At 55.2% G+C, this 12,715-nt stretch carries 11 protein-coding genes; 4 read left to right on the top strand and 7 right to left on the bottom strand.

The genetic code is table 11. The features are described 5' to 3' along the window. Nucleotides 1–485: 485 nt before the first annotated feature. A complete protein-coding gene (locus ACQKLP_RS24135; protein ID WP_427325622.1) occupies nucleotides 486–1,229 on the bottom strand; it encodes an ATP-binding protein in 744 nt (247 codons plus the stop codon). A 76-nt stretch (nucleotides 1,230–1,305) separates the two neighbouring features. Between ACQKLP_RS24135 and ACQKLP_RS24130 the strand changes: the two genes are divergently transcribed. The 3 genes from ACQKLP_RS24130 (at nucleotide 1,306) to ACQKLP_RS24120 (ending at nucleotide 3,857) form a co-directional block, all read left to right on the top strand. Further along, nucleotides 1,306–2,649 carry an alkaline phosphatase D family protein gene (locus tag ACQKLP_RS24130; RefSeq protein WP_427325621.1) on the top strand — a complete coding sequence of 448 codons (1,344 nt, stop codon included), beginning with the start codon at nucleotides 1,306–1,308 and terminating at the stop codon, nucleotides 2,647–2,649. Nucleotides 2,650–2,820: 171 nt separating this feature from the next. Beyond that, on the top strand, nucleotides 2,821–3,339 hold the full coding sequence (locus ACQKLP_RS24125) for a hypothetical protein (protein WP_427325620.1): 519 nt from the start codon (nucleotides 2,821–2,823) through the stop codon (nucleotides 3,337–3,339). Between the two features lie 17 nt (nucleotides 3,340–3,356). Further along, on the top strand, nucleotides 3,357–3,857 hold the full coding sequence (locus ACQKLP_RS24120) for a YcxB family protein (RefSeq protein WP_427325618.1): 501 nt from the start codon (nucleotides 3,357–3,359) through the stop codon (nucleotides 3,855–3,857). On the opposite strand, the gene ACQKLP_RS24115 is transcribed toward ACQKLP_RS24120, so the two are convergent. The 3 genes from ACQKLP_RS24115 to prs are packed head-to-tail and all read right to left on the bottom strand — an operon-like array spanning nucleotide 3,858 to nucleotide 5,706. Beyond that, the gene (locus ACQKLP_RS24115; RefSeq protein WP_427325617.1) at nucleotides 3,858–4,289 is read right to left on the bottom strand and encodes a GNAT family N-acetyltransferase; all 432 of its coding nucleotides are present in this window, start codon (nucleotides 4,287–4,289) and stop codon (nucleotides 3,858–3,860) included. Between the two features lie 19 nt (nucleotides 4,290–4,308). Beyond that, nucleotides 4,309–4,764, bottom strand: a complete 456-nt coding sequence (locus ACQKLP_RS24110) for a hypothetical protein (RefSeq protein ID WP_427325615.1) — start codon at nucleotides 4,762–4,764, stop codon at nucleotides 4,309–4,311. 9 nt (nucleotides 4,765–4,773) lie between these two features. After that, nucleotides 4,774–5,706, bottom strand: a complete 933-nt coding sequence (prs, locus tag ACQKLP_RS24105) for a ribose-phosphate diphosphokinase (RefSeq protein WP_427325613.1) — start codon at nucleotides 5,704–5,706, stop codon at nucleotides 4,774–4,776. 105 nt (nucleotides 5,707–5,811) lie between these two features. On the opposite strand from prs, the gene ACQKLP_RS24100 reads away from it, so the two are divergent. Continuing rightward, the gene (locus ACQKLP_RS24100) at nucleotides 5,812–6,558 is read left to right on the top strand and encodes a carboxypeptidase-like regulatory domain-containing protein (protein WP_427325611.1); all 747 of its coding nucleotides are present in this window, start codon (nucleotides 5,812–5,814) and stop codon (nucleotides 6,556–6,558) included. Between the two features lie 117 nt (nucleotides 6,559–6,675). Here ACQKLP_RS24100 and ACQKLP_RS24095 read toward each other — a convergent pair whose 3' ends face one another. The 3 genes from ACQKLP_RS24095 to ACQKLP_RS24085 are packed head-to-tail and all read right to left on the bottom strand — an operon-like array spanning nucleotide 6,676 to nucleotide 12,265. Beyond that, nucleotides 6,676–7,998, bottom strand: coding sequence for a TolC family protein (locus ACQKLP_RS24095; RefSeq protein ID WP_427325609.1), 1,323 nt, complete (start codon nucleotides 7,996–7,998; stop codon nucleotides 6,676–6,678). A 13-nt stretch (nucleotides 7,999–8,011) separates the two neighbouring features. Then, a complete protein-coding gene (locus ACQKLP_RS24090) occupies nucleotides 8,012–11,143 on the bottom strand; it encodes an efflux RND transporter permease subunit (protein WP_427325607.1) in 3,132 nt (1,043 codons plus the stop codon). Between the two features lie 48 nt (nucleotides 11,144–11,191). After that, a complete protein-coding gene (locus tag ACQKLP_RS24085; RefSeq protein ID WP_427325606.1) occupies nucleotides 11,192–12,265 on the bottom strand; it encodes an efflux RND transporter periplasmic adaptor subunit in 1,074 nt (357 codons plus the stop codon). Between the last annotated feature and the right edge of the window lie 450 nt (nucleotides 12,266–12,715).

Genomic DNA, 12,715 nt, shown 5'->3' with positions numbered 1-12,715 from the left:
GCCCGTTAACCAGGAACATTACAACAACGGATGTTGGGAATGAAAGCTTTGTACTTGATAATTTGAAGTCGGCGGATATGAAGTGCCGAAGGCGGGATGCACGCGTTACATATGTAAGAATTTTCCGGACGAATTGATACTGGTCAATTTACCTTCAGGCACCGTTTCATTAACATTTGACTAGGGGCTGCAAAACCGTTTTTGTCCAGCGGGTTATTTTTTCTTGAATATCGTTTAAAAAAACGACCCCCAATTTCAAAATATTCATTTTTCTGGCCGTTTTTTGCGGAAATCGAATATTAAATGGAAACCGATTGTAGTTATTTAATTTATTTTATATTTGTTAAAGTATTAATTTTTTATATGGTTACTGTCCTATGAAAAACCAAATATTCCTACACCGCGAGAATCTTCTTGCACAGTAAATGACTCTCGAAAGCAATGGATTTTTCCATTGCTTTTGTTTTTTTATGCGGTGGTAAAAGTTAACCCACAGGATGCAGCTCGCGGAAATGAAAGCGGGTATCCCAGGCAGGAGGCGCCTCATCCTTATCCAGGTCCTCTTTTTTATAACAATCGTCGTTATTCCGTGCAGGCGCATATGTCCGCGTCACCGTTTCCCCCATTTGGAAAGGCACGGGCTCATGGAATATGGGGCCGTCGTACACAAAACTGTGGAATTCCCCGTTTTCCCCGCAAGGGTCCACGTTCTCCGGCAAATCTTCCAGGAAAGCCGCATCGAACTCCCGCCCGGCAAACGACGCCGGCAAATACCGGTCGTTCACACAAACGATCACCGCCCTGAACCCCGACGCAATGAAATCCTTCGCCAGCTCCAGGCTGTTGCGCTTCCAAAGCGGGAAAATCCCTTCCATCCCGGCTTTCGCCAGCTGCGATTCCCGGTATGCCCGCAAATCTTCCAGGAAAATATCCCCGAACACCGCCCGGCTGATCCCCGCCAACCGGTAACTTTCCAGCGCTTCGGTCATGATCCCGTTATAATCTTCCATCGATGCGTTTTCGGGCAGATACGCCTTTTTCAGCGGGATGCCCGTCCGCAGCGCCTGCTCGTCCAGCAACCGTTCCTGCACCCCGTGCATCGAAACACGGCGATAGGCGGCGCTGAGGGTGGTGAACAGCCCGCGGACCTGAATATTACCCTGTTTTTGCAGTTGCCAGAGGGCGAAAGACGCGTCTTTCCCCCCGCTCCAGTTGAGATATGCTTCCATTTCACGTAAAATTATTCTAATTCCAAATCATTAACGGGGTGGGAAGATTATATTTGATAACCTAAACCTGCTTCCCATGCGCGCTATCCCCTGCATCCTCTTGGCCCTTTTCCTGTCTTTTCCCGGCATCGCCCAACATAAAGGTCTCGTGGCCGGCCCTATGACCGGTTCCGTGGAACTGCGCGACGCCATCGTTTGGGTAGAAGTGGCGCCTACGGTGAAGCAGGTGGCCGTCCGGTTCTGGCCGAAAGGGCAGGAGGGCCGCGCCCGCACCCAAAACTGGTCGGGCAAATCCGATAAGACGTATCTCCCCGTCAAACTGCAGCTCGTCAACCTCGATCCCGCCACGGAATACGAATACGAGGTCGTAATAGATAAAGTCCCGGCCAAAAGGTCTTCCTTTAAAACCCAAACCCTCTGGCAATACCGCATGCCCGCGCCCGATTTTACGTTCCTCACGGGCTCCTGCGCGTATTTCAACGAAGAGGGGTTCGACCGGCCGGGAAAGCCCTACGGCAAGGATTCCTCCATCTTCCTCACCATGGCCAAAGAGAAAGCCGATTTCATGCTCTGGCTGGGCGATAACTGGTACACCCGCGAAGTGGATTACCGTTCCGCGCCCGGGCTGGCCTACCGCGCGCACCGCGATCGCTCCCTGCCCGTGCTCCAGCCTTTCCTGTCGGCCATGCCGCATTACGCCACCTGGGACGATCACGATTTCGGGCCGAACGATGCCAGCAAGGCCTACATTTTCCGCGATGAAAGCCGCGCCGTGTTCATGGATTACTGGCCCAATCCCACCTTTGGCCGGGATGGGAAAGGCATTTATACCCAGTTCAGTTTCAATGACGTAGACTTTTTCCTGCTGGACGGGCGCTACTTTTCCAGCGGCTCCCGGATGCCCGACAGCATCGGCGGCAAACCGAACGCGGAAAAGAAAATGTACGGCGACGAGCAGATGGAATGGCTCCGCAACGCCCTGCTGCAAAGCAACGCCCGCTTCAAGGTGGTGGCTACGGGGAGCCAGGCGCTGAACGTATATTCCCGTTGGGACAGTTTTCATCATTTTCCGATTGAATACCAGTCTTTTATGGACTGGCTGAACGAGGTGGACATCCCCGGGATCGTGTTCCTCACCGGCGACCGGCACCATTCCGAGGTCGTAAAAATGGATCGCCCGGGCAATTATCCCCTGTACGACATCACGAATTCTCCCCTCACATCCGGCGAAGCCGCCCCTTCGGGCATCGAAGTGAACAGCCCCATCCGCGTGGCGGGAACGCTGGTGGTGACGCAGAACTACAGCAGGATCAAGGTGTTAGGGCCGCAGAACGACCGTAAGATGCAGGTGGAGTTCGTGGACCGGAACGGCCAGGTGCTGGGGAAATTTGAAGTGGCGGCCAAAGACCTGAAAAAATAATTCGGGGAATGCTGCAACTTTTCTTGCAGCGGTTCGTCTTTTTGATGAAAGGCCCAAAAGGATGTTGGTAGCTTGACAAGTGCTGTTTGTACCGTAAAACCCGGGATTCGTCAAAAGGGCTTTTATTTCACCAGTTATTTTGTATTTTTAGGTCATTAAACTATTACCCTTATGAAAAAGCTGTTGTTTATGTTGGCAATCGGAACGGTGGTTTCATCCGCCGCGTTCGCCCACAACGGCGATAAGACTACCAATAACGGCGACAAGTCTGCCAACAATGGCGACAAGACCGAAAAGGGCGCTACCGTAACCGCTGCCACCGCCAAAGCCAAATCGAGCAACAGGCTGGAGGAGATCCTGTGGACCGTTCCGCAGTCGAAAGTGGAGAAAGTAGACGAGCTGGAAATGAACAAGGCCATGGTAGACCTTTATAAGTGGTATTTACAGAACGAGACCCGCATTCAGAACGATCCTTCCCTCAAGCTGGATCCGAAAGACCAGATCGTTGCGCCTTTCAAGGTTGACCCGAAGGTCCTGCAACAATACATGCAATTCATCAAGAAAAACTTCCCCGGTCTCAACGAAGATGACCTGAGCGACAAGCGCACGGCCAGCAAAACCCGCAAAACCGCGCCTGTATCCACTTGCGACGATCTCGACAGTCCGATGCCTTTGACGGCTTCGAAATAATTTCGTAAGTTCGTTTAATGCATCTGCTCCAGTTTACCTACAACAGGGAAGAAGTTATCAATGCATTACGGTTCCATTTTTTACGCAGGGGCGAAATCAAGGTTTTTCGCAATGCCCTGATCATATTGCTGTTGGCAACCGTGATCGGATACGTGTTTCGTTTGGTGAATTTCAACGCCATGCTGGGGATCGTGCTCATGATGTTGGTCCTGGGCTGGGCGTTCTGGTACCTGCTCCCCATTTCCACTTACAATAAAGCCGCCACTTTCAGGGATAACATCCGCCTGCATTATAATGATGAAGGGATGGCCATCCAGACCGGCGTGGGAGAACGCCAGCTGTCGTGGCGCAACTTCAACCAGATCGTGGAAACGGATTCATTTTTCTATCTCTACCGCGACAAGCGGAGTTTCTTCCTCATTCCCACGAGTGCTTTCCAGAGCAGCGAAGCGCACCTGCAATTCCGGGAACTGATGCAGCGCGCGATCCCTGATTATCGCCGGAAAGACAAATCCTGATCAGAGTTTTTTGAACATTTCGATGTGGTCGATGCCGACTTCGGTGAAAATTTCGCCGCGGGTGGAATAGCCGTTTTTTTCGTAGAACGGCCGTGCGACGTCGCGGGCGTGCATCATCAATTCCTCGAACCCTTCTTTCCGCGCCTGTTCTTCGGCGAAGCGGAGCACAAGGCTGCCGGTGCCTTTGCCCTGCTGATCGTCGTCTACCGCCATTTGCCGCAATTGCACGGTGGTTGCGGTGGCCGGCGTGAGGATGCAACAGCCCACGATGCGTTCGCCATCGAAGCAGCCGATGAGGATGTCGTGCATTTCCTGTTGCAGGTATTCCTCCGAAAATGTGAGGCCCAGCGGGCGGCGGAGGATTTTGTCGCGCAGCGCGATCATGCTGTGATGGTCGCAACTGCCGTATTCGATGAGGCGGATATCGGGCATGACGTGAAGGTACGGAGGTTTACCAAATGACGTTTTCGGTGTAGGGCTGATGGGCGTAATCGGGGAATGGGCGGACTTTTTCCAACAAAGCCGTTCGCACATTGAATTCCCAGATGGCGGCGTCTTCCATCCACGGATCTTCGAGGATCAGCAGCGATTCCGGGCCGGATTGGCGCATGTCGTAAACGCCGACGCCATGGTAACGGTTAACGATGCCGTTCCTGCTGACGGCCAGCCCGTCATTTCCACCAACGGCGGCCCAGTGGCCGTTTTCGGCCAGTACGCCACAGGTAGGATTGCCATAAAACGAGTCGATCAATATCGCTTTCCTGGAGTTGAAATCGAGCAGATAAGCTGCTTCGGAAATGCTGACCAGGCCGAATGATTCATTTTCTGCATGAATAACGAGATTCGGTTCCCTGGTTTCCTTCATACTTCGATACAACCGCTCAAACAATTCGGTTTCCGTAATCATGCAATGAATTTATACTGGATTACTGTTAAAATATTCAAGTATCACCGGCGCCACAGATCTCACTTCCAGCATGGGATCGTTGATCTGGAGGGCGTTGGGGTGCGTATCCGTGCAAATGAGCCGCGTGATGATGCCGCTGTCGCGGATACGGTCGAAGCCGTTGCCGGCGAAAATGCCGTGGGTGGTGATCACCGCGATGGAAGAGGCGCCTGCCTGTTGGTACGCCTGTGCGGCGTTGAGGAGCGAACCGCCGGTGCGGATCATATCGTCGTAAATGATGACGGGCGTATCCTGCACATTGGCGCTGATGGCGGTGACATGCGTTTCTTCCCCCGAAACCCGCTTTTTGAACACGAACGCCGCGGGAACGCCGAGGTCGTTGGCAAGGGATTCTACCCATTTGGCGCGGCCGGAATCGGTGCTGGCCAATACGAATGGCTGGCCGCCGGCAATGTCCAATGCCGCTTGTTGCACGATGTGTTTAGCGTACAGGTGTACCGGCCTCACATTGCTTTCAAAGTAATACGATATTCCGTCTACATGTAAATCGATCATGATCACCTTGATACCGTTGGCAGCGGCGGGCAGGGCGGAGAACAGCGTGGCACGGGTTTTGGCTTTTACGATCTCCCCGTACTGCACGGCCCTTTCCATGGTGGAATAGCCGAAATAGGGGATGACGAGGTTGACGCAGAGGGCGCCGTACTGGATACAGCCGTTGGCGATGTCGAACAGTTCGAGGGTTTCCTTATCGTCTATCGTTCCGCCGATCAAAACCACTTCCTTCCCGCTAACGTTGGAGGTTATACGGTGATAGTGTTCGCCGTCGGGGAAATCGCGGATGGAAAGGAGCCCCGGTTCCCAGGTGTCTGGCGCGATGGCGAGCAGCCGCTCCCTGAGATATTGGTACCTTTGCGTGGAAAAGACGATTTTACGGGCCATGGCTTGAATTTCAGGAGTTTCCCGAAATTATGCCAAAAGCGTCAGGCTTATAAATTATTTTTAACGTTTCATTTGAGCCCGGAACGTTAAATTTGAGAGCATAGTATGAAGCAATTTCTGTTAAGATACGCTGTGGCGGCGGGTGTTTTATGCCTGATCGGACTGCAGGAAGCCAGCGCGCAGGCTGTCCGGTTGATGGGTATGATCACCGATGCGGACACGCGCACGGGGCTCCCCGGCGTTACCGTCTGGAACAAACGCAGCAACATGGGCGCGATCTCCGGTGAAACGGGCCGCTATTACATCGAGGCGCTGCCTGGAGACACCATCGAATTTTCCAGTATCAGCTATGTGCGCACCGCCTACGTGGCGCCCGGCATTTCCGCCACCCGTAACGTGGAAATGAAGCGCCATATCATGGGGCTCCAGGGCATCAACATCCGTGGCCGCATCTATAAACAGGACTCCCTCGCCATCCGCGAAGAATACGAACGCTATTTCGGGTACAAGCGCCCCGGCGCGCTGGACGTGCTGAAAACACTGCCGTCCAACCCCATCACCGCGCTCACCTACCTCGTTCCCAGCAAAGCCCGCAAGCGCCGCGAGAAATTCGGCGAACAGCTCAAATACTGGGAAGAGGAAAAACATATCGACTACCGTTACAATCCCGACCTGGTGGCCAAAATCACCAAACTGGAAAGCCCCGAGCTGGATTCGTTCATGCTCGCCTACCGCCCGCCTTACAACTTCCTGCTGAACGCCACGGAATACGATCTGCTGCTGTTCATCAAACAATCGTACGAGCGCTGGCAAAAACAGCGCGGCGAATTGAGGAAGGATTCTTCCAACTAAGATTTTTCAACATAAGCAAACGCCCGTCCAGCCGCAAGCCGACGGGCGTTTGCCGTTAAGAAAAATCCCGTCCGGCGGTAGCTGGACGGGATTTTTCGTTCATATCTGTTTTGGAGATTATTTCAGTAATCCGCCTTTGAGCCGCATGAGCTCCGTTTCGGCCACTTTCGTGTTGTAGCGCGCCTGGATGAGGCGGTAAGCGGCGAGTTCGAGGCTTTGCTGGGCTTCTTTCACTTCCAGCGTGGTGGAAACCCCTTGCCGGAAGCGCTCCAGCGCCACCATGGTGTTTTCGCGGGCGAGGTCTACGCTTTCCTGTTCCAGTTCCAGCGCCATTTTGTAGTACTCGTAATCGCGATAGGCGTTGCGCAGTTGCAATTGCACCAGCGAGGCCTGGTTATCGAGGGCGAGTTGCTGGTATTCGATATCGAGCTTCGCGGCTTTGTATTGGCGATGTGCGTTAAGGCCGTTGAAAATGGGCACCGTGGCGGAAAAGCCGTAGTTGAAGCCGCGGTTCTGGTTGAACACGGGGCTGAACTGGTTGATGGCGGCACTCGCGCGCGACTGGTTGAAATTATACGCGGAGTTGAAAGACAGCACCGGGAAAAAATCCCCTTTTCTTTCCTTCAGCGTCAGCCGTGAAATTTCCAGGTTCTGGCGGGAGATCTGCAGCTGGGGGTTCGTCTGGTTGACGTTTTCCAGGATCTGTCCGTAGGTGTATTGGAGGTTCAGCGGAATGGTGTCGAGCACATCGTAGTTCACGCTTTCGTCGGCGATGGCAAGCAGTTGATTGAGCGCGGCTTTGCTTTGCTCGATGACGGTTTGCTGGCGGAGCCAGTTGGCGCGTTGGGCGTTGTAGTCCACTTTCGCCTGGAGCCAATCCGTTTTCGGCGCAAGCCCGGTCTGGAACTTGGCGTCGGAAAGTTTCACGCGTTCGTCGGAAATGGACATCTGCTCGGCCAGGGCGCGCAATTGCTGTTTTTGCTGCGCGATGTTGTAATAGCTGTTGATAATATTGGCGATCGTATTCTCGACCTGGTTGCGGACAGCCAGTTCGCCCAGGATCTCGATGGCCTGAACGCGCTGGCGCGTAGCGAACATCTTGAGGCCGTCGAACAGCGTCCAGTTGAGGTTGACGGCCGCCTGCAGCTGTTTGTTCTTAATGCCGGAAGTATCGCGTTTGGTGCCGTTGCCGAATTCCTGTTTGGTGGCGGTGTTGGTCCATGTTTGGGCGGCGGTGCCGTTGATGCGCGGCGCGAAGGCGAAGTTGGCGTAGGCGTTGTCGTTGGCCGACACTTCCGCATCGTTGCGCGCCATGCGGATATCGAAGTTGTTTTTCAGCCCCAGGTCGATCGCCTGTTCCAGCGTGAGCACCTGCTGCGCGCGGGTGGCGGTGCAGGCGAAGATCAGGGAGATGAAGAAGAATATCTGTTTCAGTTTCATTGTTAGCATGATTTTAGGCGTGCGCGGCGGATGCTGCCTCTTCGGGTACTTTCGAATCGGTTACCGCGTCTTCGAATTCCGTGTTCTTCTTCCGGCGGCTGAGGAAGGTATACACGGCGGGGATCACGTACAGCGTGAGCACGAGCGAGAACATGATCCCGCCCACGATCACGATCCCCAGCGGGATACGGCTGGTAGACGCAGCCCCGAGGCTCATCGCGATGGGAAGCGCGCCCAGCGCCATGGCGAGCGAAGTCATGAGGATCGGCCGCAGGCGCATCACCGCGCCTTCGATCGCCGCGTCTGATTTCTCCCGGCCGGCGTCGCGCATGTGGTTGGCGAATTCCACGATGAGGATCCCGTTTTTCGTCACCAGGCCGATCAGCATAATTACCCCGATCTGCGAGAAGATGTTCCAGGTCTGGTTGAAGAGCTTCAACGACAGGAACGCGCCCGCAAACGCCATGGGCACCGTCAGCATGATGATCAGCGGATCGATCCAGCTTTCGAACTGTGCGGCTAGCACGAGGTAAATGAGGATGAGTGCCAGCAGCAACGCGAACATCGTGTTGGAGCCGGATTCGGCATAGTCGCGCGAGGAGCCGCTCAGCGCCGTGTCGAACGAATTGTCGATCACTTTTTCCTTTTCCAGCTTGGCGTAAATGGCGTGCATGGCGTCGATACCGTCGCCGATGGTTTTGCCGGGGGCAAGTCCTGCGGAGATGGTGGCCGATTTCATACGGTTGTAGTGATAGATGACCGGCGGGCTCGTTTCCTCTTCGATGGTCACGAGGTTATCGAGCTGGATGGCTTCGCCGCGTGCGTTGCGGACGTAGATGCTTTGCAGGTCTACGGGGTCGTCGCGGTCGGCGCGGAACACCTGGCCCATTACCTGGTATTGTTTACCGTTGCGGATGAAGTAACCGAAGCGGCGGTTGGAAAGGGCGAGTTGGAGGGTGGAGGAGATATCTTCCACCGAAACGCCGAGCTCGCTGGCTTTTGCCCGGTTGATGTGGATGCGGAGCTCGGGTTTGTTGAACTTGAGGTCTACGTCAACGCCCTGGAAAACCGGGTTGGCGGAAGCTTCTTCCACGAACCGGGGGATGACGGCGGAGAGTTTCTCGAAGTTCACGTTCTGCAGCACGAAAGCTACGGGCAAACCGCCGCGGCGGCCTACCTGGATGGTTTGCTGCTCGATGGCGAACACCTTGCCCTGGGGGAACCGGTACATATTCCGGTTCACCATATTCACGATGTCTTTCTGCGAGCGGAGGCGCTCGTTCGGCTCGGGGAGCGTCACGAACGAGAAGGCGGTGTTCACGGAGCCCGCACCGGAGAAGCCCGGCGCCGTCACGGAAAGGATCACTTTCTTTTCGGGGATGGAATCTTTCATGAATTCCACCAGGTCTACCACGTATTGGTCCATGGCATCATAGGCGGTGCCTTCGGGCGTGGTGATGGAAAGGCGGAACGTGCTGCGGTCTTCCACCGGCGCCAGTTCGGACTGGATATTGGAGAACAGCACGTAAATCATCCCGATACAGGCCGCAATGATCACCCAGGCGAACCAGCGGATCTGGATGAAGGAAGCGAGCGTATTCTTGTAGCTTCGCTCCATCCACTGGAAGAACGGCTCCGTTTTTTCGTAGAACCAGGAATGCTTGTGCGTTTTACGGGCGAGCTTTACGTTGAGCACGGGCGTGAGCGTGAGCGATACGAACGCCGAGATCAATACGGCGCCGGCCACCACGATCCCGAATTCCCGGAACAGACTGCCCACGAACCCTTGCAGGAAGATGATGGGGAGGAACACGAACGCCAGCGTTACCGACGTGGCGATCACCGCAAAGAATATCTCTTCGGAACCTTCCTTGGCAGCGCGCATACGCGGCATGCCCAGCTCGATCTTTTTATAAATGTTTTCCGTGACCACGATACCGTCGTCCACCACGAGCCCCGTAGCCAGTACGATGGCCAGCAGCGTGAGGATGTTGATGGTGAACCCGCAGATGTACATGATGAAGAACGCGCCGATGAGCGACACGGGAATGTCCACGATGGGGCGGAGGGCCATGAGCCAGTCGCGGAAGAACAGGTACACGATGAGGATTACCAGTACCAGTGCGATGATGAGCGTTTCCTGCACCTCATGGATACTCTTCTTGATGAAGGCGGTATTGTCCATGGCGATGTTGAGGGAAATGTCTTCCGGCACCTCCTGTTGCAGCTGGTCGTATCTTTTATAGAACTCTTCGGCGATGGCCACGTAGTTGGAGCCAGGCTGCGGAATGAGCGCCAGCGCGATCTGCGGGATGCCCGATTCCTTCAGCTGCGTTTCCTCGTTTTCCGGGCCGAGGACGGCCTGGCCTACATCGCGGAGCCGGATTTCGGCGCCGTTGACGTTCTTGATGATCAGTTCATTGAATTCCTCTTCCGTATCCAGCCGTCCGAAAGTGCGCACGGTCAGCTCGGTGGCGTTGCCCGCGATCTTGCCGGAAGGCAGTTCCACGTTCTCGCGCTGGAGGGCCAGCTGTACGTCGCCCGGCGTGAGGGAGTAGGCGGAAAGGCGCGCGGGGTCCATCCAGATGCGCATGGCGTATTTCTTCTCGCCCCAGATCTGGATGGCGGAAACGCCGGGGATGGTCTGCAGCCGTTCGAGGAGCACGTTGGTGGCGTACTCGGTGACTTCGAGCTGGTTGCGGGTGTTAGACTGGACGGTCATGGAAATGATGGCGTCCGAGTTGGCGTCGGCTTTGGATACCACGGGCGGGGCTTCCAGGTCGTTGGGCAGGTTGCGCTGTGCCTGGGAAACTTTGTCGCGCACGTCGTTGGCCGCGGCTTCGAGGTCTTCACTCAGCTCGAATTCCACCGTGATGTTGGAGGAGCCCTGAGAGCTGAGGGAGGAGATATTTTTGATACCGGCCACACCGTTGATCGCTTTTTCGAGCGGTTCGGTGATCTGGGTTTCGATGATGTCGGAGTTGGCGCCGGGGTAGGATGTGCGGACGTTCACCACCGGCGGGTCGATGGCGGGGAAGTCGCGCACCCCGAGGAAGGTGAACCCGACCAGGCCGAAGATCACGATGATGATGTTCATCACGATGGCGAGTACGGGCCTTTTAAGCGATATGGAGGGTAAGCTCATGCGTTTCGTTGTTAAGTTCTGGGAACCGCTGCTGTTTCGGGCAGCGCACTATTGCACCTTATTATATTGAAAGGGCATTCCGGGTTTCAGCTGGAGGATACCGGTGGTGATGACGGTGTCGCCGATCTGGAGGCCGCTGGTGATCTGCACGTTGTTTTCGTTGCGGATACCGGTTTCCACGTTTACGAACCTGGCTTTGCCGCTATCTGCCACGATCACCTGTTTGAACCGGGTCCCGGGGATCACGGCCTGTGAGGGGATCATAATGGCGTTGGGATTGTCTTTCAGCTGGATGGAAGTGCGGGCGAACGATCCGGGGAACAGGGTACCGTTGGGATTGGGCACGATGGCGCGGATCTTCACGCTGCGGGTGGCCAGGTCGATCTTGGGATCGATGGCGTAGATGGAGCCGCGGTAGCGGACGGTGTCTCCGGCCACGGAAAAGGTAACCGGGTCGCCTTTACGGATGGCGTTGCGGTATTTTTCGGGTGAAGCGAAGTCGATCTTGAGGGGATCGAGCTGCTGGAGGGTGGTCATAATAGTGGTGGGGCCTACGATGGCGCCTTCAGACACGTTGCGGAGGCCGATGGTGCCGCTGAAGGGGGCGCGGATCTCCGTTTTCTGGAGCTGTGCCTTGTTATATTCGATGTCTGCGCCGTAGGCGGCTACCTGGTTGGTGGTCACGTCTACGTCCTGCCGGGAGATACCGTTGATCTTGAGGAGGGATTCCTGGCGGGAGAGGGTGGTTTTGGCGAGCTCGCGCTGGAGCTCGAGCTTGCGGAGCTGGGCGAGGATATCGCCGTCGTACAGCTTGATGAGCAGGGTGCCTTTGGCGACTTTGGCGCCTTCTTTAAAATATATATTAGTGATACGGCCGGTGATCTCGGGTTTGAGCTCTACTTCTTCGTTGCTTTGGAGGGTGCCGGATGCTTCGATGATTTCGTCGAGTTTTACGGGTTTTACTACATAGGCATCGGCCATGATGGGTTTGCCGGCAGGGCGGGCGCCGGCGGAAGGCGCGCCGGGTTTGGCGTCGGTTTTTGCGGTCAGCTTGTAAATAAAGAAGCCGGCTGCAGCCAGAACCAGGAATAGAATAATAATTCGTAAGGTCTTATTTCGCATGTTTCAGTCTATATAAAGTTTAGTAACCGCTATCGGTTTTTCGGTCCGGGGATCGGGACGTGGAATCCATCCCCCGCAAGTTAAGGGATTTCGAAGCCGGACAAATTTAATAATTGGACGTTATCGCGTTCCCGTTCCGGTTTTAATTATGGTTAAGTGGCTGAAATCGGGGGCTGAATGGTCAACTTGTATGTCGTAACAGCTAATTATGGGGGAATTGGGGGATGAGGGAAGCGTTATCGAGGTAAGGGGTGAAATAAAGGGGAGGGGATGGGAAGCGCGGCTTCGGGGAACCGACAAAAGGGCAGTTGGCGGGGTAGGCGGGGTGTGGCGAGGGGAGGATGGGGATGGGAGAAAAAAGGGGAGAAAAGCGGGCGAAAGCGGGGTTTTCAAGGATGAAAAAGGGAAGTCATATGTTTGGCCGCGTGTATGCGGTGAAAGCTGTAATCC

The organism is Chitinophaga sp. NPDC101104 (assembly GCF_050277495.1).
GTDB lineage: Bacteria > Bacteroidota > Bacteroidia > Chitinophagales > Chitinophagaceae > Chitinophaga.
This window is presented reverse-complemented; position numbering and strand designations above follow the sequence as displayed.